The sequence below is a fragment of the Burkholderia torrens genome (genome assembly GCF_984668525.1).
The window spans coordinates 1081297-1101119 of sequence record NZ_OZ480212.1 but is presented as its reverse complement, the minus strand read 5'-3'; the positions used below and the strand labels follow the sequence as shown (position 1 = coordinate 1101119).

Genomic DNA, 19823 nt, shown 5'->3' with positions numbered 1-19823 from the left:
CGGCATGCGCTTCTTGCACGGCAGGACAACCATGACTTTCGATTTCGCACTCCGTCTCTTCACTGCGTTCGCCTGTGGCGTCGCCATCGGCCTCGAGCGCCAGATGCGCCAGCGCACGGCCGGCCTGCGCACGATCACGCTCGTCGCGAGCGGCGCATGCCTGTTCGTCACGCTCGGCGTGCTGACCGGCAACGGCGTCGCGGGCGTCACGCAGATCGCCGCGTACGTCGTGTCGGGCGTCGGCTTCCTCGGCGGCGGCGTGATCATGCGCGACAAGGGCTCGATCCAGGGCATCAACACGGCCGCGACGCTGTGGTGCTCGGCCGCCGTCGGCGTGCTGGCCGGCTCCGGCCATTACGTGCCTGCGCTCGCCGGCACGGGTGTCGTGCTGCTCACCAATACCGTGCTGCGCGGCGTCAGCCAGGCGATCAACGCCACGCCCGTATCGAATGCCGATCTCGTCCGCGAATACCAGATCACGGTGATTTGCCTGACCGCCGACGAAGTGCATATCCGCACGTTGCTGTCGAACTCGATGTACGCGAAGCCGCTGTCGTTCCAGAGCCTGACGAGCGAGGACGTGCCCGACCAGCCGGACCGTCTGAAGGTAACCGCGACGCTGAAGCTGCATCCGAAGGATCAGCAGAAGCTCGAGCAGATCGCGAGCCGGATGAGCATGGAGAAGAGCATTTCCAGCGTGAGCTGGACCGCGAAGGAAGCGGAACCGATGATGGAGTGAACGGCGTGGCGGCCGCCGTATCCGGCGCCGCCCTCGCCTGCGTCACGGTGCGTCGATGAGCCCGGCCGAAATCGCCTTGACGACTGCCTGGACCTTGTTGGTCGCGCCGAGCTTCTCGAGGATGTTGTTGACGTGGAAGTTGACCGTCCGCTCCGAGATGCTGAGGATCTGGCCAATTTCGCACGCGGTCTTGCCCTCGGCCGTCCAGCACAGCACCTCGCGCTCGCGCGCGGTCAGCGTGACGCCCGCCGCGGGCGACAGCTTCGGCACCATGAAGCGGCTCATCAGCGAATGCGACAGGTTTGCGAGCCAGTTCGTCTGCAGCGTCAGCATGTTGATTTCAGCAGGCGTCAGCCGGTCGGCATGGCGCGCGATGCTCAGCAGGCCGAACGCACCGCGGGCCGCCCAGCTCGACTGCGCGACGCCCACCGACAGCCCGAAATCGCGTGCGTCCTGCCACAACGGGCACGGGTCGATCCGGTCGACGTCCGGCCAGACGATCATGTTGGTGCTGAGCGTGCCGTCGCGAACCGTCGAATCGATCTCGATGTAGTTCTTCGCCTGGTAGTGCGCCATCCAGCCGTCGGGATAGGTATTGAAGATGGCGACCGACGGCTTCGATACGGGCAACGGTACGCGAATGCCGTAACAGCAATATTCGAATCCCAGCCGCTTGGAATAGGCGGCGATCCGCTGGAAGAGCTGCTGCTCGTCTTCCGCGGCACTGAATTGTTGATAGGCATCCTGCCAGCGCAGTTCCATTCTTTCTCCGACAACGTCACGCTGTCATACTTGTCAGGTTCCAGCACCCGTTCGACGCTGATACATTCCGCGCATGACCTCACCTTTGCTGCACCCGGTCCCCGGCCCGTCCCCGGACGGCTACGTACGCCTGTCAGAAGGCGCACTGGCCGTGCTTGCACTCGACCATGTGTCGAGCGGCCTCGACGCATCGCTGCTGTCCGAACTGCGCGACAGCGCGATCGACGCACGCCTCGCCGGCTATACCGAATGGCATCGCACGGCCAGTGCCGGCGCCCCTTACGTGACGGTCGGCTGGGACTGGTACCTCGAACGCGCGACGGGCACGTTCGTGATCGCGGGCGGCGACGTCCGCAGCAACGTGATGGTCGTCGATGCCACCGGCACCGACATCGGCATGTTTCGCACTGCCGCCGCGCTCGCCGCGCGGCTTGCCGGCATCGACTGGCCCGCCGCGGTCGCATCGGCGCTGCTCGGTCGCAACGACGCCTATCATGCCGGTCCCACGCTCCAGTGACAACCTGTCGCACAATCCTCTGATCATTTCGCAAGACTGGCGCTCTTTATAAGCAAAAGCCGTCCAGTTTTCAATCCCGTTGATCAAGAAACCGTTACCACGCCGCAAATGGCCTCTTTGCACGGCCACCCTGTAAGAGTTACCAGTTACAGCCTCCTCGTGCCGCGCGATGTAATGCATGCATACAAAAGCACAGATCCGAGGACACCATGCGGACCTTCGTTCACGAGGAAGGGCGGTTGCCACACGAACTTGCAGCGGATCTCGGGCGCTATCGGCGCCGCGTGTTTATCGAGCAGCTCGGTTGGGCGCTCCCGTCGGCGAATGAAAGCTTCGAGCGCGACCAGTTCGATCGCGACGATACCGTCTACGTGTTCGCGAGGAACGCCGGCGGCGACATGTGCGGATGTGCACGCCTGCTGCCTACCACGCGCCCGTATCTGCTGAAGTCGCTGTTCGCCGACCTGATCGCCGAAGACATGCCGTTGCCGCAATCGGCCGCCGTCTGGGAGCTGTCCAGGTTCGCGGCGACCGACGACGAAGGCGGGCCGGGCAATGCCGAGTGGGCCGTGCGCCCGATGCTGGCGGCCGTCGTCGAATGCGCGGCGCAGCTCGGCGCGCGGCAGCTGATCGGCGTGACGTTCGCGAGCATGGAGCGGCTGTTCCGCCGGATCGGCATTCACGCGCACCGCGCAGGGCCGCCGAAACAGGTCGACGGCCGTCTGGTGGTCGCGTGCTGGATCGATATCGATTCGCAAACGTTTGCCGCACTAGGAATCGAGCCGGGACAGACAGCCCGGCAAGCCATCGCCGCCTGAGCCGGAGCACGCGTTTCCGTCCGGGCGGCCTCGTAACGAAGGAGAACCAACGTGGACCAGTCTCAGGTCTTTCGCGCGATGATGCCCGGATTGACGAGCGTCGGCGACGCCCGCATCGCGGTCGCCTATCCGTCGTTTCCCAGGCCGCTGCCGCTCGTACGGCTCGATCGCCGCGGGCTCGTGTTTCGTGCCGCGGGCGCTGCGCCGCTCGTCTGCGGGCTGCCGCGCCCGGCGACGCTGCTGGTCGCCGACGAACCGCTCTGCTCGCTGCGCCTCGTGATTCGCGACGTCGTCCCGGCCGACAGCGGCCGGCACGACCTGACGATGCAGCCGTCCGGCGCCGCCGGCGACGAATTGCTGTGGCATGCGCTGCGCGACCGCGAACCGTACCGGCACATTCAGCACCCGCTCGCGCCCGTCGATACGGCCCTCGCCGCCGACGGCGCGCCGCTCGCGACGACCGGCGACGCCGCACCGCGTCCGTCGCGCAGCGCGGCCTTCCGCTTGCCGTGCCATAGCGATGCGCTGTTTTTCGCCGACTGGCTCGAATATCACTTTGACGAACTGCGCGCGCTGTCGCAGCAGCGCGGGCCGCAACTGCAGCTCAACCAGCTCGAACGACAGGTCGCCGACGACGAGGTCGGCGTGCGTTTCGTCTACGACATCGACGGGCATGCAACGCGGCACGCGCTGACCGACTGCGCACGCGAAGCCTGTGCATGGATCGAGACGGAAATGCGCGACAAGTACGCGCTGCCCGTCGCGCAAGAGCGGTTCGGCGCGTTTGCGGCTCACGCACGGGCCGGCGGCATGTGAACGGGTGACGGCTGCGAGTTGCATGGATACAACTGGGACTTGCAAACGTCCGGGTTTTCCCTTAAATTGACGTCTGTCTCCTCCATGTCTCCAAACATGGATTCAGCCCGCTCAAGCAGCGGGCTTTTTTATTGCCTGCGCGGATTGCGGGGGCCACATCATTTCCCGCTCCGGCTAGGCTGCCGGGCCCAGCCAGTAGTGATGCACCGCAAATATCAGTGCGACCGCCACGGCCAGTATCAGCAGCAGATACAGCCAGCCCTTCCTGGTCGACGGCAGGTCTGCCAGGGCACCGACGTCGCCCGTCAGCGCCGCCAACGCGGCCACCGCCAGCCCGGCCAATACCAACGTTCCCTTTGCCACCCATCCAAAGGCGGCCTCCAGGCCGGTCGCCCATCGCGACTGGCGATAAGGTCCGGCAACCGGCCGACGCAGATCGGGCTTACCCATTCGTCACCTCCTGTCCGGCACGCACGTATCCGCGCGTCGAGCAGCCGGCGCTGCGGAAGGCGGGGGGGTCGAAGGTCCTGAGAACGTACAACCGCTGCGACGCGGTGCACGCATTGATTCGGAAGCGTCATGTTGTTGTTTCGTGAGTCGGGAGTCGACCGGTCGCTTCGTTTGGCCGAAATGAAGCGATATCGTTCGATACGACGAGCGTGCGCCGCGGCCCGATCCGCTCGCCTCGCGCAATCCCGATCGGCCGGCTTATCATTGACCGGCCCGCCACTCTCCCCCGAGGCCACCTTGCACGCCCACCTGCGCATTGCCCGCCCGGTCAGCAACCTCGCCCGCACCGAGCGCATGTATCGCGACGCCCTCGACTTGTCGGTTCTCGCGCGCTTCGAAGATCACGACGGCTTTTCCGGCGTGATGATCGGACGCGAAGGGCTCGACTATCACTTCGAATTCACGCACTGCCCCGATCATCCGATCGCGCCGTCGCCGACGCCCGAAGACCTGATCGTCTTCTACCTGCCCGATCGCCCGGAATGGGAAGCCGCGTGCGAGCGTGCCACCGCGCACGGCTTCATGCCCGTGACGTCGTTCAATCCGTACTGGGAAATTTCCGGCCAGACCTTCGAGGATGCCGACGGCTACCGGATCGTGCTGCAGAACGGCACCTGGCGCTGACACGCGGATACGCGTGAACCGTTACGCGCCGGCAACGCCGCCGGCGCGCGCGACATACACGACGTGCGGCCGCAGCGGATGCCCGTCCGGCAACGCCGGATGATCGAAATCGCGCGCGAGTTGGCGCAGCATGCCGAGCCGCTCCATCACGCGCAGTGATCGCTGGTTGGTATCGGCCGTCCACGCGAAGATCTCGTCGAGCCCTGCCCGGCCGAACCCGTCGACCAGTGCGGCGGCGGCCGCTTCTGCAGCATGGCCACACCCCCACGCGTGGCGCGCCTGCCGCCACATGATCTCGACACATGGCGCCATCGGATGCATTGCGCGCGCTTCGCGCGACAGGCCGCAAAGCCCGATCAGCATCGCATCGGCGCGACGTTCGACCGCCCACACACCGAAACCGTGTGCGTCGAAATGCGCTTCGAAGCGCGCAATTGCGTCGCTCGCCTCGTCGACGGACATCGGACCGCGCGCGAGCCACGCGGTCACGTCCGGGTCCGCATGCATCGCCGCAAGCGCACGCGCATCCGTCGGTCGCCAGCGGCGCAGCGTCAGATGTTCGGTTTCGATCTTCGCGGGAGCGGACATGAATGATGCGGATCGTACGGGAAGCGGCGGAACGCAGGCGAGGTCACGAACCCGAAGGCGGGACGGTTGACTCAGGGAGAATCTCGATCGTCGCGTCTGCCCGCGACGGATAGAACAGACAACGAGAAACGGGCGCAGGTGGTGCGCCCATGATGATTACTCGTTTTCCTCGAAGTAATGCCCGAACTTCGTCTGCTTCGTGCGGATATAACGCTCGTTTTCCTCGCGCACGGGCACTGCCAGCGCCACGCGTTCGCAGACTGGAATGCCGTGCTTCGCGAGCGTGTCGAACTTCTCCGGGTTGTTGCTCATCAGCCGCACCGACGTCACGCCGAGGATCCGCAGGATCGCGGCGGCCGAATCGTATTCGCGGGCATCGTCGGGCAGGCCGAGGTCGAGGTTCGCCTCGACGGTGTCGCGCCCCTGCTCCTGCAGCGCGTAAGCGCGAATCTTGTTGCTCAGGCCGATCCCGCGCCCCTCATGGCCGCGCAGGTACAGCAGCACGCCGCGGTCTTCTGCCGCGATGTAGCGCAACGCGAGGTCGAGCTGCTCGCCGCAATCGCAGCGATACGAGCCGAACACGTCGCCGGTCAGGCATTCGGAATGCAGCCGCGTCAGTACGGACTGCTCGCCGGCCACGTCGCCCATCACGAGCGCGAGATGTTCGGCATCGCTGCCCGATACGCGAAACGCGTATGACTTGAACGTACCGTAGCGCGTAGGCAGCGACGCGGTGGCGACGAGCGTCACGCACTCGTCGGCCTGGTCATTGCCCGGCGTGGGCGATTGGGGACGCGAAGACATCATGAATTCAATCGAAACGTTCAGGAATGTAGGAGTTGTGTGGATAGTGCGTGACGGGAGTTTACCGCTAATCTGGAAACGTCACGCGACTGCCACTGCCTGCCCGGCTATACTGGGCTTATCGGGTGTCGCGCACCAACCCCCAGCCTTCCCTGTATCGACCCGCACACGGAGAAAGCGAATGAGCACGACTGTCGCGCAGATTCTCAAGGCCAAGCCGGATTCGGGCCGCACGATCTACACCGTCACGAAGACCGATTTCGTCTACGACGCCATCAAGCTGATGGCGGAAAAGGGGATCGGCGCGTTGCTGGTCGTGGACGGCGACGACATCGCGGGCATCGTCACCGAGCGCGACTATGCGCGCAAGGTCGTCCTGCAGGACCGTTCATCGAAAGCCACCCGCGTCGAGGAAATCATGACGGCGAAGGTGCGCTACGTCGAACCGTCGCAATCCACCGACGAGTGCATGGCGCTGATGACCGAACACCGGATGCGCCACCTGCCCGTCCTCGACGGCGGCAAGCTGGTCGGCCTCATCTCGATCGGCGATCTCGTGAAGAGCGTGATTGCCGATCAGCAGTTCACGATCAGCCAGCTCGAACACTACATTCACGGCACGCCGGTCGCTTCCACCTGATCCGCCCCAGCGAAAAAGGCCCAAACGCGTCAGCGTCTGGGCGGAAAGCCGCCGACATGCGGCGACGGAGGTTCTGCTCCTGCGGGCGAACGACGCGCGCACATGGCGCGCGTGTCGTCGATTGAATGGTGCGCTCGGGCAGACCGGGGACGTTCGATCAGTTGCCGAAGTAGACCGAGTTCACGGGGTTCGGCGCGTCATGCGTGATGCGGCGGCCTGCCTGGCCGGCACCCGTCGCCACGGCACCGTAGCCGCTCGTATCGGCCTGCGCGAGCGTCGGCTGGTTCGGCTGGACCCGCCGTTCGGCTGCCTGGATGTCGTTCGGGTACTGCGAATCGCTCGCCAGCGGCTTGTAGCCGTTCTGTTCGAGTTGCACGAGTTCAGCCTTGACCTGGTCGCGCGTCAGCCCCTGCTCGGACTGTGCAAACGATGCGATCGGTGCGGCAAGAACGGATGCGGCGATGGCTGCGTAGATGATCGACTTCATGATTTACCTCCGGAATATGTTCTCTTTTGACGTCGCCTCGGCAGGACTGTCTGAAGCGATTGAGTCCAGTGTAGTGCTCGCCATTCCAAGGGGAAACCCTTAGTTTGAACATACAGCGTTGCGATTTTGGAAAAAATCGCCGCGTGTTTCTGGACGCAGCTCTTGCGACTTGCTTCATCTGCACAACAATTGCTGACGAAACGCCGACAGCCGAATCACCTATCCCGAAGGTTGTGTTGTAGAATCGTAAGGTTTTATTCGCCAGTCGATATCCCATCCACCATGTACGCGCCCACGCCCCTTTCGGTTTCGCCGTTCGGCCCGGCCGGCGTGCGCGCGCACGCCGGCCATCCGGCGCATCCCCTCGCTCGACGCACGGCCCAGGCGCCGCTCGCCCCTGCCCGGCGCCTGATCTGACGGCTCGGTCTCCTCCCGGAGCCAGGTCAGACAGGCTCCGGGCGATCCCATAGGCACGCCATGCCTGCCCTTGCCGATCATTTGGAGAACTGCCATGAAACAACGCCTTTACCAGTTGACCGAACTCGACGTTGCTCGCCTCGAAAAGCACGCCGAACACAACCCGCGCTTCCAGGCCATGCTCGACACGCTGCTCGAGCGTGCCGACATCGTCCAGCCCGACGCCATCAAGGCCAATGTCGTCACGATGAACTCGCAGATCACGCTGCTCGACGAGGCGACCCAGGAGCAGGCCACCTGGACGATTGTTTATCCGGACACCGCCAATCTCGAACTCGGCCGCCTGAACGTCTTCTCGCCCGTCGGCATGGCGCTGCTGGGCACGCAGCGTGGCCAGATGGTCAAGGTGATGCAGCCGAGCGGCGCCGAAAAGCTGATGAAGGTCTCCGCGATCGTGTTCCAGCCGGAAGCCAACGGCGAATACACGCGCTGACGTCATCGGCCGCCCGCGCCACGTTTGACACGGGCGCAAAATCAAAAAAGCGAGGCACTGAACTGGCCTCGCTTTTTTGCATCCGGGCGACCCGAATCGTCGCCATCGCATTCCGCAGACGAAAAAAAGGCGCCCGAAGGCGCCTTTTTCGATGCTGCGAAGCGGGTTACCCCGCCGTCACGCTTAGAAGCGGTGACGCAGACCAACCGTTGCTGCGGTTTGGTTGATCGACGAGCTCGCTGCCGTCGTGTTGTCGCCGTTGTAGATCGACGTGCCGAACGCATTGCCCTTCGCGCCGCGCTGGTACACAGCTTGTGCGTACACGTCGGTGCGCTTCGACAGAGCGTAGTCAGCTTGCACGCCGAACTGGTTCCAGTGCGAGCTGCCACCGTCGACCTTCGTGTTCGTGTACGTGTATGCTGCGCCCAGGCCGAGAGCCGGCGTCAGGTTGTACTTTGCGTTGACTTCGTAGTTGTCCGTACGGAACGCACCAGCTTGACCCGGAACGTTGTCGATACGCGATTGCGTCCATGCAGCGCCGACTTGTGCCGGGCCGAATGCGTAGCCAGCACCAGCACCGTACGTGCGGACGCGACCTTGCGAAGCGATGTTCGTCGCGCCGTTTGCGTTCGTGCCGTCGCCCAGGTTAGCTTGCGAGTACGCTGCACCCAGCTTCAGGCCTTGGAACTGGTACGACGCACCAGCGCTGTACGCACGGTTGTTGCCGAAGTTCTGGTTGTTCGAGAACGAGTACGTGCCGCCGAATTGCAGGCCAGCGTAGTTAGCGCTCGTGTACTTGATCGAGTTGTTCAGTGCGACGTCGCCGTTCGTGCTCAGGCGGTCGTTGTTGCCCGGGTGCGCGAAGTACGTGCCGCCCCACGTGCCCGTTGCCGTCAGCGGCGCCAGGTAGTCTTGCGTTGCGTCGTACTGCTTGCCCAGCGTGACCGTGCCGTACTGGCTCGACAGACCGACAAATGCTTGACGGTTGAACATGCCGCCGTTGTTGCCCAGCTTGCCGTTACCGATGCCGAAGCCGCTTTCCAACGTGAAGATTGCCTTCAGGCCGCCACCGAGGTCTTCCGAACCACGCAGGCCGAAACGGCTCTGGTCGATACCCGAGCCCATCGACCACAGCGACTTGCTGGCGACGTTGCTTTGGTAGGTGATGCCTGCGTCCAGCACGCCGTACAGCGTGACGCTGCTTTGCGCGTGAGCGACGGTTGCGAACGATGCTGCAGCTGCTGCAACGATCAGAGTCTTGTTCATTCGTGGAGCTCCCTTCTAAAAAGAGGCAGGTCTCGCGACCTTGTTCATAAACGGTCTGCAACCGCCCGGGAGTGCCATCGGTCCTGCTGGCTACGCCCGGATAGTTGCCCGTTTGGGAACCGTGAGTTTAGGGGTGTACCCTAGGGGAGCGATCCGCAAATAAAGAAATAAGCTTTTCCAGAACTAGAAATAATGAAAGTGGGGGTCGTTCATAAGTATTTGTTTTAACGTTTGTTTTTGACTTCTTGACGACGGCATTTTGGAGGCATTCATCGCATCATTCTTACATGTCATCGTCTTGACGGTTGCATAGAAACAACAAACGGATCTGGCTCATCACCCCTGAATCGGTAATTTATACCTATTTCAGCCTCGATTCTCCGGTGTCGGACGCCTAAAACGTACTCGCCCATCAGTAAACAGGCCGCCTCGGGCGACGTCTCCGTCAGCCGACAGAAAGGAACTGGCGTCGGCCGCCTGCCGTGACGCGCAGTAACAGCCTTAACCGCTCGCGTAACCCGGCCGGCGCACTGGCAGGCTAATGTAAGGCAGCCTTCAATACTGAACAGGACACGCCATGAATCGACGCTCGTTGTTGCGCGCCATCGGATTGACCGCCGCCTTCGCCGGCACCGGCTGGCTGCGCGCCGCCTCGGCCCAGCCCGCGCCGCCCGTGTACCGGCCGTCCGGCCCGAACCGCGTGCCCGGCGGGCCGCCCTACGACGATCGCCCGCGCTCCGGGCCGCCGGCAGCCCGGCACGATCGCCGGCCGCCGCCGCCCCGGCCACACGGCTATATATGGACGGACGGCTACTGGCGCTGGCAGCGTGGCCGCTATATATGGGTGTCCGGCCGCTGGGTCGCACGGCGCCCCGGGCGTCGCTGGGTACCCGGCTACTGGCGCCGCCAGGGGCCGGTGTGGGTCTACGTAGACGGGTCGTGGCGCTAAGCCGTCGCCCGGCTCCGGCCGATGAAGGTCCGGAGCCGGGCGGCGCGCGGGTAGCGGCGTCGTTCGCGCCGTTGCATCAGGATGCGTGGCCCGCCATCAGCACATCGTTACGGCAGCACGCTGCCGTCTTTGCGCCGAATACCTCGCCCCATCATCGCAGCGCGTCGTCGTGACTGCATCCTTCGGATAACGAAATCAATCGATGGCGATGCGAACGCATCCGGCCGTGCGCCATCCCATCGCGCATCATCTTCGGCACATCCTGCACCGGCGAAGCGGTCAGTGCGCGCTGCTCAACGCCCGCCGGTTCCCGCACACGGCGACGCGCCGGGCAAGCGCGGATGCCCGGCGCCGGCGAAGTCTCCTACAATCGTGCTTCGCCGCCGCTCTGGCGCAGGCGAAGCACGGCCCGCACCGGCGGCCGTTCGCGCAGACGGTGTCAATGATGAGCCCCGCCCATATTTCCCTGAGCAACGCCGGCGACCTGGTCGCCAGCCTCGGCAGTCCGCAGTTTCCCGCCCGGCTTTGGGCGTGGCTGCGCGAAACCGTCGATCCGCAATCCCATTACAGCGTCGCGACACGCTACCGGCGTGACGCGCCGTCGCATTCGGTCGACAGCGTCGACGTGCTGTTCTTCGCCGGCGGCGACGATCCCGACGGCACGCGCCATGCACTCGATCTGTATACACGGGGCGACTGGCGCAACGACACGCTGCTCCCGCATATCGAGCGCGCTACCGATTCGCAGCTCGTGTTCTCCTGCAACGAGGACATTGACACGGCGACCGAGTACGGCCGCCAGTTCGCGCTCGGCGAGCTCGGCGAGGACTGCACGCTGCTCGGCAGCGAGCGCGACTATGTCTATGCGTTCTCGCTGTTCCGCCGACGCGGCCAGCCGTCCTATACGCTGGCCGAACTGGCGCTGCTGCGTCAGCTCGGCGATTTCGTGCTGCCGCTGCTGATCCAGCACGCGCGGCTCGCCCGCCTGACGCCGCGCTCGGACGACGGCGCGCTGCTGCAACGCTTCGAACAGCGGCTGGCGGCCAGCGGTGCGGCGCTGTCGCAGCGCGAGCGGCTCGTCTGCCGCGCGGTGCTGCAGGGGCAGCCCGTCCCGCAGATCGCCGACACGCTCGCGCTCAAGCCGAGCAGCGTGCGCACCTATCTCGGGCGCGCGCTCGCGAAGCTCGGCGTCGCGAACCGTGCAGGGCTGTTCGCGTGGTGCGTGACTGAAGAAGCCGTGCCGGAAGACCACAGCCAGTAAGCGCCGCCCCCACCGCCTTTGTCGCGCGTTGTCCTCAAAACAATGACAGACAGCCGCCCGCCCCGCTTCTAGTATCTGACTCACCCGAGCGCCGTAGCGCGTCGGATACCACGGAGATACGGAATGCCGAATACCGGTTCGACACCGGCCCGCGCGGCCGCGCGCCCGTCGCCCCTCGATTCGCCGATACGAATTCATCGGCGAAACCGGCATGACGCTCCGGCAACCGTCGCCGGCCTCCGGCGCGGCACTGCGCCGCCCGGGCCGCGCAGCACCGGCACGTAACGCCCCTTTCCCATTCCAACCCGGCCGGGTTCACGCGACCGGACGAGCCAGATGGCCCGGCCGCCGGACACGTGCGCCCGTCGATCTCCTTACCGGAGCAGACACATGCAACACGCCGATACCGTCTATCTGAACGGCCTGCTTTACACGGGCGACGCGCAACGCCGCTTCGCGCAGGCGCTCGCCACCCAGGACGGCAAGATCGTCGCGGTTGGCCGCGACGACGACATCCGCCCGCTGGCCGGCCCCGCGACGCGGATGGTCGATCTCGCCGGCCGACTGATGCTGCCGGGCCTGATCGACGGTCACGTGCATCCGCTCGAAGGCCATCAGATCCTCGGCGACTTCGACCTGTCCGGCATCAACGATCCCGAGACGATCCTGCAACGCATCCGCGCATGCGCCGACGCGACGCCGAACGAGCCGTGGGTCTATCTCGGCGGCGCGAACCTCGCCGCGTTCGGCGCGTATCCGACCCGCGCGCTGCTCGACCGCGTCGTGCCCGACCGGCCGCTGCTCGTGGTCGGCTCCGACGTGCACAGCGGCTGCCTCAACACGAAGGGGCTCGAGGCGGCCGGCATCCAGGCCGACACGCCCAATCCGTCGGGCGACGTGATCGAGCGTGACGCGTCGGGCGTGCCGACCGGCGTCGTACACGAAGCGGCGTTCTACCGCGTGTGCCCGATCATTCCGCAACTGAGCCCGGCCGGCTACCCGAAGTCGCTCGCCAAGGCGCACGCGATGGCACACGGCTACGGCATCACCGGCTGGTTCGACGCCCGCGTCGAGGAAGACCAGCTCAAGGCCTATGCCGACGCGCAGCGCGCGGGTACGCTGAAGGCGTACATGAGCGCGGGCCTGTACGCGAACCCGCGCCGCGACCCGCGCGAGCAGGTCGAGCGCTTCGTCGCCTGGCGTCGCGAATACGAACGCGACAACCTGCGCCTGCATACGGTGAAGATCTTCGTCGACGGCGTGCCGGAATCGAAAACCGCCGCGCTGCTCGAACCGTACGCGGGCACCGACGACTGCGGCCTCGCGCTGTGGAGCCAGGACGCGCTGAACGAAATCTGCCTGCTCGCCGATACGGCCGGCTTCGATCTGCACTTCCATACGCTCGCCGACCGCGCGGTGCGCATGACGCTCGACGCGCTCGAACACATCCAGCGCCGCAACGGCATGCGCGACCGGCGCGCACAGCTTGCGCACCTGCAGCTCGTCGATCCGGCCGACATGAGCCGCTTCAACCGGCTCGGCGCGATCGCGAGCGTGCAGACGCTGTGGACGGCCGCCCGCGACGAGCAGCAACAGCTTTATCGCGACCTGCTCGGCGACGAGCGCACCGCGCGCAACTATCCGTTCCGCAGCCTGCGCAACGCGGGCGCGATGCTCGCGGCCGGTTCCGACTGGTCGGTCAGCACGATGGACCCGATGCAGATCATCCAGACGGGCGTCACGCATCTGCTGATCGACCAGCCCGACAGCCCGCCGTGGAATCCGCACGAACGGCTCGACCTGCTCACGATGCTCGAGGCCTATACGGTCAACACCGCGTACGCGCTGCGATTCGACGACTGCACGGGTTCGCTCGAAGCGGGCAAGGATGCAAGCTTCGCGATCCTCGACCGCAATCCGTTCGCGCACCCGGTCGAGACGTTCGCGCAGGCCCGCGTGATCGAGACGTGCTTCCGCGGCGAAGTCGTGCACGCCGCGCCGGGCTGGGCCGACTGAGCGTCGGCCCGCGCCGTCGTCAGGCGACGCCGAGCGCCAGTACCTGCTCGGTCGTCAGCACGTCGCCGAACGTGTCCGACAGCGCGGCCAGCGTCGCGCGATGGAGCTCGCGGTGCGGCACCGTCCCGCCGTCCGCGACGTCGAGGTCGCGCGTCGCACACGCGTCGTCGACGACGATCACCGCATAGCCGAGCGGCACCGCGTCACGTGCCGCGCCGGCCACGCACGCATGCGTCATCAGGCCCGTGACGATCAGCGTGTCGATGCCGGCCGCCTTCAGGCGCGCATCGAGGTCCGTCGTCGGGAACACGCTGACCGACGTCTTCTTCACGACCGCGTGGTGCGGCGCCGGCTGCAGGTCCGCGTGGAAGCGGAAGCCGTCGCTGCCTTCGGCGAAGATCGGGCTGTCGGCCGTATCGACGTGCTGGACGTGAAACACCGGAATGCCCGCGCGGTCGGCGAACGCGATCACGCGCCGCGCATTGCCCAGCGCGCGCGGCCCTTCCGGAATCGGCAGGCGGCCGCTGAAGTACTCGTTCTGGAAATCGATCACCAGCAGCGCGCTACGGGCGGCGTCGATCGACGTCGGCGCGGTCGCGCCGGCCAGGGTACGGATGGTCGGGTGTTGCATGGGTCGCTCTCTTTGGGTTCGCACATCGATCGGACGGCACGCCGGTCTTGCCGGCGCCGCCGGACGCGGCCCGATCCTTCACCGGCCGCGAGGCGCCAGTGTCGGGCCGCGCGGCCGTGCGCGACAGCGGCGCGCGGGACAACGTCCGACAGGATCGGGCCAACGTGCGCGCGTGCCGCTTACGACAGAGCGGCCGTACGGGCACCCGGCCGCGTACGCCCGTACGCGACCATCATCGCGAAGCTGAGCAGGAAGCCCGCACCGCCGATCAGCAGCAGGCCGGTCTCGCCGAACACCGGCAGCAGGTTCGTCAGCGCGCCCGTCACGACCCACGCGACCGCCATCACCGAGCCCGCGACGCCGAGCGCCCAGCCTTGCCGGTCCTCGCTGACGGCGTCGGAGAACGCCGTATACATCGTCGTGTACGCAACCATGTCGAAACAGCCGACGACCATCGCGAGCGCCCACAGCACCGGTTCGTGCGGGAACAACGCCGACAGGACCTGGCCCAGCCCGGCGACGAGCAAGCCCGTCTTCGCGATGTCGATCACGCGCCACACGCGCAGCATCAGCCGCACGACGAACAGCAGGCCGAACACGAAGCAGATGCCGATCACGCCGCTGAACAGCCCGAGCCGCGCGCTCGTATAACCGAATTTCGCCTGCAGCAGCAGCATGATGGTCTGCAGGTACAGCCCGTAGCCGACCTGCATCAGGAAGAACACCACCGACAGGAACGCGACGTTGCGCTGGCGCGCGGCCTCCCAGATGATCCGCAGCGGCAGCAGCGGATCGATGCGCGTGTCGCCGCGCGGCGCGGCCGAGTCGCGATACGACGCCCAGGTCCAGAACGCGCAGGCGAGCGACAGCACGGCGACCAGCACGAACGGCGTACCGTAGTCGAACAGCGGCGAGATCGTCCGGTCGGACGTGACGCCGCCGAGCACCGGACCGACGATCACGCCCGCGCTGAACGCGAGCGACATGATGCTCATGTTGTACGCCTTGTTCTCGGGCGTGCTCAGGTCGGTGATCGCCGCCTGCGCGATGCCCTGGCAACCGGCCATCAGGCCGGTGAGCCCGCGCCCGGCCAGCAGCAGCGCGATGCTGGCGTGCCACGCACCGGCCGCCATCATCGCGTAGCCGGCCGCGAGACCGAGCACGCACAGCAGCAGGACGCGGCGGCGGCCGTAGCGATCGGACAGCTCGCCCATCAGCGACGAGCCGAAGAACATGCACAGCGGGTAGATCCCGTAGCCGAGACCGAGATAGAAATTGCGCGCGTGCTCGCCGGCGTCGGCCGGCAGGATGCCCGCGTGCGAATCGCTGAAGATCGCGGACATCATCGGGTAGACGAGCCCGAACCCCATCGCGTCGAGCGCGATGGCGAGCAGGCAGGGGCCGAGCAACTTGTAGTCGAGACGGGACATGGCGACCTTCCGGACGAAGTGGATGATCGCCCAAGCGTAATGACCGCGCGGCGGCGCCGGTAGGCCGCCGCCCGCGATGCTAATCATCGGCCGTGCCGATACCCGCCATGCCGCCCGCGCCGATGGGTCGCCGGCGCAACCCACGCGCACTCGTCCGTTTGGACGGCACGGAGCACGCGCTTTGTTGCGATCATGGCCGTCATTCATCGCGCGGTACGCATCGATGCGTCCGCCACGGAGACGACATGAACGCCCCACTCCCCGGCCCCGTCGACCAGATCGGCTACGTGGTCGCCGACCTCGACCGCAGCATCGCGCGCTGGCGCGCCCGCCACGACGTCGGCCCGTGGACCGTATTCCGCAATGTCCGCCTCGACGGCCGGTATCTCGGCGAACCGGTGACGGTCACGATGGACGTCGGGCTCGCGTATCGCGGCGATCTGCAGATCGAACTGATCCACGTAACGAACGACGCGCCGTCGCCGTACCGCGATGTGCACGGGCAACCGCTCGCGGGCCTGCATCACGTCGCGTGGGTCGTCGACGATCTCGATGCGGCGGTCGCACGGCTCATCGCGCGCGGCCTGCGCGTCGTGTTCGAAGCGTGCAACCCGGCCACGCGCGTCGCGTATCTCGACGACCCCGACGATCCCGACGTGCGCGTCGAAGTGATCGAAGGCGCGGGCATGCGCGACATGATCGTGCACGGCATCGCCGAAGCACTCGCCTGGGACGGCACCGATCCGGTTCGCATCATCGACGCGGCGGCCGCCTCCGCATGAGCGGACCCGCGCGCGTCCCCCCTCACTCACAGGAGCAAGCAGGATGAAACGACTCGAAGGCAAGGTGGCGCTGATCACGGGCGGCGCCCGCGGCCAGGGCGAAGCAGAAGCACGCCGGTTCGTCGCCGAAGGCGCGCGCGTGGTGATCGCCGACGTGCTGGACGACGCCGGCCGGCGCGTCGCGGCCGAACTCGGCGACGCCGCACGATTCCAGCATCTCGACGTCACGAGCGAAGCCGACTGGCAGGCGGCCGTCCAGGCGACGCTCGCGCAGTTCGGCCGGCTCGACGTCCTCGTGAACAACGCAGCGATCCTGAAACTCGTGCCGATCGAATCGTGCTCGCTCGACGACTATCGCAAGGTGATCGACGTGAACCAGGTCGGCTGCTGGCTCGGCATGAAATCGGCCGTGGCCGCGCTGAAGGAAGCCGGCGGCGGCTCGATCGTCAACGTGTCGTCGACGGCCGGGATGGAAGGCGTCGCGGGCGGCAGCGCATATGTGTCGAGCAAGTTCGCCGTGCGCGGGATGACAAAGGCAGCCGCGCTCGAATTCGGCCGCTACGGCATTCGCGTGAACTCGGTGCATCCGGGCGGCATCGATACGGTGATGGCGCGCCCGCCCGAGTTCGCGGATTTCGATCCGTCGTCGATCTACAGCGGCCTGCCGATCGCACGCATCGGCAAACCCGACGAAGTGGCGAGCCTCGTGCTGTTCCTCGCGTCGGACGAATCGGCGTATTGCACGGGGGCGGAATTCATCGTCGACGGCGGGTTGCTCGCGGGCAGCACGTTCCACTGATCCACCGCGCCAGCCGGCAACGGCAACGCCGCCGGCGGCTTGACCCGCACGGCGGCGTTGGCGTTTCGCGACAAGGAGCAAGCGGCCGCGCACCCAGCGCCGCTCAATACCCCTTCGGCTGGATCGCCGGCGCACCGGCTCCGCGCGCACCCTGCTTGCCGCCGCGCACGAAGCGGCGCCCGTGCGGGCCGTACACGCCGTCCGGCTCCGGATACAAAGTCAGCAGCACGAAGTACAGCAGCCCGCCCACCGCCAGCGATACCGGCACGCTCAGGTCGAGCCCGCCCGCGAGGTAACCGAGCGGCCCGACGAACTGGCCCGGCAGGTTCACGAACGCGAGCCCGATGAACGCGGCCGGCAGCCATGCGCCCATCGCGCGCACGTTCCAGCCGTGCGTGAACCAGTAGTGGCCGCCGTGCAGGCCGCGGTTGAACACCTGCAGGTCGTCGGCGAGATAGTAGCCGCGGCGCGTCACGTAGCCGATCACCATGATCGCCATCCACGGGCAACTGAACGTGTCGATCAGCGTCGAGAACGTCGCGACGCTTTCGACGAGGTTGAACCAGAAGCGGCCGACGAAGATGAACGCGATCGCGATCGTGCCGATCAGCAGCGTCGCACGCACGCGGTTGAGGAAACGCGGGAACATGCTCGACACGTCGAGCCCGGTGCCGTACAGCGCGGTCGTGCCGGTCGACATCCCGCCGATGATCGCGATCAGGCACATCGGCAGCAGGAACCAGCGCGGCGAAATCGCCAGCAGCCCGCCGACGTAGTCGTTCGACGCGATGAACGCGGGCGCCTTCGCCGCGATGATCGTCGCGGTCGCGAGGCCGAAGAAGAACGGCACGAACGTCGCGACCTGCGCGGCGAACACGGCGCCCATCACGCGATGCTTCGGCGTGTGCTGCGGAATGTAGCGCGCCCAGTCGCCGAGCGTCGACGCGAACGATACCGGGTTGCTCAGCGCAACCAGCACCGCGCCGACGAACGCGGCCCAGAAACCCGCGCCGCCCGGCTGCAGCGTGCCCGCATAGTTGATGTCGAACAGGCCGGCGAATGCAAACAGGCCCGCGACGAACAGCACGCTCGCGGCCCACACGGCGATCTTGTTGACCCACAGCATGAAGCGGAAACCGTAGATGCAGACGATCAGCACGAGCACCGCGAACACCATGTAGGCCGCGCCGAGCGTGAAACCGTTGACGGGCACGCCGACCATGTCGTGCGCGCCGCCGACGAGCGCATCGCCGGAGCTCCACACCGCGAGCGAGAAGAACGCGATCGACGTGAGCAGCGCGAGAAACGAGCCGACGATCCGGCCATGAATACCGAAATGCGCGCCGGACGACACGGGGTCGCTCGTGCCGTTGCGCGGCCCGAACAGGCTCATCGGCGCGAGGATGCACGTGCCGGCGAGCACGCCGAGCACGATCGCGCAGACACCCGCCTTGAACGACAGTCCGACCAGCACCGGAAAGCTGCCGAGCACCGATGTGGAAAACGTATTGCAGCCGCCGAACAGCAACCGGAACAGATCGATCGGCCGCGCATAGCGCGATGCATCGGGAATGCGCTCGAAACCGAACGACTCGACCTGCGTAATCCTGCCTTCACCCATTTGTCTCCCACTCCTCTGGTGCGCCTGTACGGCCCAAGGCTGCGGCCATACGACACATCGTCATCGATTCGCGGCCACTCTAAACCGGATCGCGCGGCGCAAATATCACGCATTCGAGACGTTTACGACGATGGAGAACAATGTTTCCGGGAGGACAACCGGCCGGATTCCGCGCCGCGCGTGCGGCGCGGGCGATGCGACGTCAGTGCGCCGCTGCTGCCGCCGGCGCGCGGCAGGCGATCAGGCCCCGCTGAACGGCCGGCCGTGCGTCGATGTCGGCAAGCCAGCGCTCGACGTGCGGGAAGCCGGCGACGTCGATATCGAGCTCGGCCGCCGCGCGCAGCCACGGAAACGCCGCGATGTCGGCGATCGAATACCGCGACGATGCGAGGTACGCCGATTCCGACAATCGGCCGTTCACGACCCCATAGAGGCGCGTGGCCTCCTTCCGGTAGCGGTCGATCGCTTCCGCATTGGCCGTCTTCGATGCATGCAGGAACCACCAGAGCTGGCCGAGCATCGGCCCGATCCCGCCGATCTGGAAGTGCAGCCACTGCTGGACCGCCGTGCGCTCGGCCAGCGTGTCCGGATGCAGGCAACCCGTCTTCGCGGCGAGATAGCTCAGGATCGCGCCGGATTCGAACACGGCCAGCCCGGTATCGTGGTCGACGATGGCCGGGATCTTGCCGTTCGGGTTGATCGCGAGGAACGCCGGGCTGCGCTGCTCACCGGCGGACAGGTTCACGTGCACGAGGTCGTGCGCGATGCCGGCCTCTTCCAGGTAGATCGCGATCTTGTGCCCGTTCGGCGTGTCTGCCGTATAGAACGTAAGGGAGTGATTCGAGGTCATGTC

22 protein-coding genes are annotated in these 19823 nt (G+C 66.2%); 12 read left to right on the top strand and 10 right to left on the bottom strand.

What is annotated here, in order from left to right:
* Positions 1–31 precede the first annotated feature (31 nt).
* Complete coding sequence (locus AC5LXX_RS21250; RefSeq protein ID WP_021162348.1) at positions 32–739, top strand: MgtC/SapB family protein; 708 nt, start codon at positions 32–34, stop codon at positions 737–739.
* A 42-nt stretch (positions 740–781) separates the two neighbouring features.
* Here the strand turns inward: AC5LXX_RS21250 and AC5LXX_RS21245 are convergent, their stop codons facing one another.
* Positions 782–1501, bottom strand: coding sequence for an autoinducer binding domain-containing protein (locus AC5LXX_RS21245; protein ID WP_493413013.1), 720 nt, complete (start codon positions 1499–1501; stop codon positions 782–784).
* Between the two features lie 73 nt (positions 1502–1574).
* On the opposite strand from AC5LXX_RS21245, the gene AC5LXX_RS21240 reads away from it, so the two are divergent.
* The 3 genes from AC5LXX_RS21240 to AC5LXX_RS21230 all read left to right on the top strand — a co-directional run bounded on the left by AC5LXX_RS21240 (position 1575) and on the right by AC5LXX_RS21230 (position 3652).
* Positions 1575–2018 (top strand): DUF4902 domain-containing protein, encoded by a 444-nt coding sequence (locus AC5LXX_RS21240; protein WP_493413012.1) that lies wholly within the window; start codon positions 1575–1577, stop codon positions 2016–2018.
* A 209-nt stretch (positions 2019–2227) separates the two neighbouring features.
* Complete coding sequence (locus AC5LXX_RS21235) at positions 2228–2836, top strand: acyl-homoserine-lactone synthase (protein WP_493413011.1); 609 nt, start codon at positions 2228–2230, stop codon at positions 2834–2836.
* 51 nt (positions 2837–2887) lie between these two features.
* Entirely contained in the window at positions 2888–3652 is a 765-nt protein-coding gene (locus AC5LXX_RS21230) for a hypothetical protein (RefSeq protein ID WP_493413010.1), read from the top strand.
* A gap of 174 nt (positions 3653–3826) precedes the next feature.
* On the opposite strand, the gene AC5LXX_RS21225 is transcribed toward AC5LXX_RS21230, so the two are convergent.
* Positions 3827–4102 carry a hypothetical protein gene (locus AC5LXX_RS21225; RefSeq protein ID WP_493413009.1) on the bottom strand — a complete coding sequence of 92 codons (276 nt, stop codon included), beginning with the start codon at positions 4100–4102 and terminating at the stop codon, positions 3827–3829.
* A gap of 297 nt (positions 4103–4399) precedes the next feature.
* Here AC5LXX_RS21225 and AC5LXX_RS21220 point away from each other — a divergent pair, with 297 nt between their 5' ends.
* Entirely contained in the window at positions 4400–4786 is a 387-nt protein-coding gene (locus AC5LXX_RS21220) for a VOC family protein (protein WP_493405114.1), read from the top strand.
* A 21-nt stretch (positions 4787–4807) separates the two neighbouring features.
* On the opposite strand, the gene AC5LXX_RS21215 is transcribed toward AC5LXX_RS21220, so the two are convergent.
* Positions 4808–5374, bottom strand: coding sequence for a GNAT family N-acetyltransferase (locus AC5LXX_RS21215; protein ID WP_493413008.1), 567 nt, complete (start codon positions 5372–5374; stop codon positions 4808–4810).
* A gap of 156 nt (positions 5375–5530) precedes the next feature.
* Positions 5531–6181: a GTP cyclohydrolase II gene (gene ribA, locus AC5LXX_RS21210; RefSeq protein WP_493413007.1), complete on the bottom strand. Its 651-nt coding sequence runs from the start codon at positions 6179–6181 to the stop codon at positions 5531–5533.
* 178 nt (positions 6182–6359) lie between these two features.
* Between ribA and AC5LXX_RS21205 the strand changes: the two genes are divergently transcribed.
* Positions 6360–6818, top strand: coding sequence for a CBS domain-containing protein (locus tag AC5LXX_RS21205; RefSeq protein WP_034189919.1), 459 nt, complete (start codon positions 6360–6362; stop codon positions 6816–6818).
* A 157-nt stretch (positions 6819–6975) separates the two neighbouring features.
* On the opposite strand, the gene AC5LXX_RS21200 is transcribed toward AC5LXX_RS21205, so the two are convergent.
* On the bottom strand, positions 6976–7305 hold the full coding sequence (locus tag AC5LXX_RS21200) for a DUF4148 domain-containing protein (protein ID WP_493413006.1): 330 nt from the start codon (positions 7303–7305) through the stop codon (positions 6976–6978).
* Positions 7306–7816: 511 nt separating this feature from the next.
* Here AC5LXX_RS21200 and AC5LXX_RS21195 point away from each other — a divergent pair.
* Complete coding sequence (locus AC5LXX_RS21195; protein ID WP_493413005.1) at positions 7817–8215, top strand: GreA/GreB family elongation factor; 399 nt, start codon at positions 7817–7819, stop codon at positions 8213–8215.
* 183 nt (positions 8216–8398) lie between these two features.
* Here the strand turns inward: AC5LXX_RS21195 and AC5LXX_RS21190 are convergent, their stop codons facing one another.
* Positions 8399–9481: a porin gene (locus AC5LXX_RS21190; protein ID WP_493413004.1), complete on the bottom strand. Its 1083-nt coding sequence runs from the start codon at positions 9479–9481 to the stop codon at positions 8399–8401.
* A gap of 577 nt (positions 9482–10058) precedes the next feature.
* Here AC5LXX_RS21190 and AC5LXX_RS21185 point away from each other — a divergent pair.
* The 3 genes from AC5LXX_RS21185 to AC5LXX_RS21175 all read left to right on the top strand — a co-directional run bounded on the left by AC5LXX_RS21185 (position 10059) and on the right by AC5LXX_RS21175 (position 13707).
* The gene (locus AC5LXX_RS21185; RefSeq protein WP_493405110.1) at positions 10059–10430 is read left to right on the top strand and encodes a hypothetical protein; all 372 of its coding nucleotides are present in this window, start codon (positions 10059–10061) and stop codon (positions 10428–10430) included.
* Between the two features lie 445 nt (positions 10431–10875).
* Entirely contained in the window at positions 10876–11691 is an 816-nt protein-coding gene (locus AC5LXX_RS21180) for a helix-turn-helix transcriptional regulator (RefSeq protein ID WP_493413003.1), read from the top strand.
* Positions 11692–12081: 390 nt separating this feature from the next.
* Entirely contained in the window at positions 12082–13707 is a 1626-nt protein-coding gene (locus tag AC5LXX_RS21175; RefSeq protein ID WP_493413002.1) for an amidohydrolase, read from the top strand.
* A 19-nt stretch (positions 13708–13726) separates the two neighbouring features.
* On the opposite strand, the gene AC5LXX_RS21170 is transcribed toward AC5LXX_RS21175, so the two are convergent.
* Complete coding sequence (locus AC5LXX_RS21170; RefSeq protein WP_493413001.1) at positions 13727–14338, bottom strand: cysteine hydrolase family protein; 612 nt, start codon at positions 14336–14338, stop codon at positions 13727–13729.
* Positions 14339–14517: 179 nt separating this feature from the next.
* Positions 14518–15768, bottom strand: coding sequence for an MFS transporter (locus tag AC5LXX_RS21165; protein ID WP_493413000.1), 1251 nt, complete (start codon positions 15766–15768; stop codon positions 14518–14520).
* A gap of 245 nt (positions 15769–16013) precedes the next feature.
* Here AC5LXX_RS21165 and AC5LXX_RS21160 point away from each other — a divergent pair, with 245 nt between their 5' ends.
* On the top strand, positions 16014–16550 hold the full coding sequence (locus AC5LXX_RS21160) for a VOC family protein (RefSeq protein ID WP_493412999.1): 537 nt from the start codon (positions 16014–16016) through the stop codon (positions 16548–16550).
* A gap of 43 nt (positions 16551–16593) precedes the next feature.
* Positions 16594–17349 carry a glucose 1-dehydrogenase gene (locus tag AC5LXX_RS21155; protein WP_124449884.1) on the top strand — a complete coding sequence of 252 codons (756 nt, stop codon included), beginning with the start codon at positions 16594–16596 and terminating at the stop codon, positions 17347–17349.
* A 103-nt stretch (positions 17350–17452) separates the two neighbouring features.
* Here the strand turns inward: AC5LXX_RS21155 and AC5LXX_RS21150 are convergent, their stop codons facing one another.
* Complete coding sequence (locus AC5LXX_RS21150; protein ID WP_493412998.1) at positions 17453–18970, bottom strand: purine-cytosine permease family protein; 1518 nt, start codon at positions 18968–18970, stop codon at positions 17453–17455.
* Between the two features lie 202 nt (positions 18971–19172).
* The gene (locus AC5LXX_RS21145; RefSeq protein ID WP_493412997.1) at positions 19173–19820 is read right to left on the bottom strand and encodes a glutathione S-transferase family protein; all 648 of its coding nucleotides are present in this window, start codon (positions 19818–19820) and stop codon (positions 19173–19175) included.
* Positions 19821–19823 lie beyond the last annotated feature (3 nt).

Excerpts from the sequence above, each read along its gene's own strand:
- AC5LXX_RS21235 (WP_493413011.1), top strand. The coding sequence starts at position 2,228 with ATGCGGACCTTCGTTCACGAGGAAGGGCGGTTGCCACACGAACTTGCA.
- AC5LXX_RS21165 (WP_493413000.1), bottom strand. The coding sequence starts at position 15,768 with ATGTCCCGTCTCGACTACAAGTTGCTCGGCCCCTGCCTGCTCGCCATC.
- AC5LXX_RS21215 (WP_493413008.1), bottom strand. The coding sequence starts at position 5,374 with ATGTCCGCTCCCGCGAAGATCGAAACCGAACATCTGACGCTGCGCCGC.
- AC5LXX_RS21155 (WP_124449884.1), top strand. The coding sequence starts at position 16,594 with ATGAAACGACTCGAAGGCAAGGTGGCGCTGATCACGGGCGGCGCCCGC.
- AC5LXX_RS21180 (WP_493413003.1), top strand. The coding sequence starts at position 10,876 with ATGAGCCCCGCCCATATTTCCCTGAGCAACGCCGGCGACCTGGTCGCC.
- AC5LXX_RS21145 (WP_493412997.1), bottom strand. The coding sequence starts at position 19,820 with ATGACCTCGAATCACTCCCTTACGTTCTATACGGCAGACACGCCGAAC.
- AC5LXX_RS21160 (WP_493412999.1), top strand. The coding sequence starts at position 16,014 with ATGAACGCCCCACTCCCCGGCCCCGTCGACCAGATCGGCTACGTGGTC.
- AC5LXX_RS21150 (WP_493412998.1), bottom strand. The coding sequence starts at position 18,970 with ATGGGTGAAGGCAGGATTACGCAGGTCGAGTCGTTCGGTTTCGAGCGC.
- AC5LXX_RS21175 (WP_493413002.1), top strand. The coding sequence starts at position 12,082 with ATGCAACACGCCGATACCGTCTATCTGAACGGCCTGCTTTACACGGGC.
- AC5LXX_RS21190 (WP_493413004.1), bottom strand. The coding sequence starts at position 9,481 with ATGAACAAGACTCTGATCGTTGCAGCAGCTGCAGCATCGTTCGCAACC.
- AC5LXX_RS21240 (WP_493413012.1), top strand. The coding sequence starts at position 1,575 with ATGACCTCACCTTTGCTGCACCCGGTCCCCGGCCCGTCCCCGGACGGC.
- AC5LXX_RS21245 (WP_493413013.1), bottom strand. The coding sequence starts at position 1,501 with ATGGAACTGCGCTGGCAGGATGCCTATCAACAATTCAGTGCCGCGGAA.
- AC5LXX_RS21200 (WP_493413006.1), bottom strand. The coding sequence starts at position 7,305 with ATGAAGTCGATCATCTACGCAGCCATCGCCGCATCCGTTCTTGCCGCA.
- AC5LXX_RS21205 (WP_034189919.1), top strand. The coding sequence starts at position 6,360 with ATGAGCACGACTGTCGCGCAGATTCTCAAGGCCAAGCCGGATTCGGGC.
- AC5LXX_RS21225 (WP_493413009.1), bottom strand. The coding sequence starts at position 4,102 with ATGGGTAAGCCCGATCTGCGTCGGCCGGTTGCCGGACCTTATCGCCAG.
- AC5LXX_RS21195 (WP_493413005.1), top strand. The coding sequence starts at position 7,817 with ATGAAACAACGCCTTTACCAGTTGACCGAACTCGACGTTGCTCGCCTC.
- AC5LXX_RS21185 (WP_493405110.1), top strand. The coding sequence starts at position 10,059 with ATGAATCGACGCTCGTTGTTGCGCGCCATCGGATTGACCGCCGCCTTC.
- ribA (WP_493413007.1), bottom strand. The coding sequence starts at position 6,181 with ATGATGTCTTCGCGTCCCCAATCGCCCACGCCGGGCAATGACCAGGCC.
- AC5LXX_RS21170 (WP_493413001.1), bottom strand. The coding sequence starts at position 14,338 with ATGCAACACCCGACCATCCGTACCCTGGCCGGCGCGACCGCGCCGACG.
- AC5LXX_RS21250 (WP_021162348.1), top strand. The coding sequence starts at position 32 with ATGACTTTCGATTTCGCACTCCGTCTCTTCACTGCGTTCGCCTGTGGC.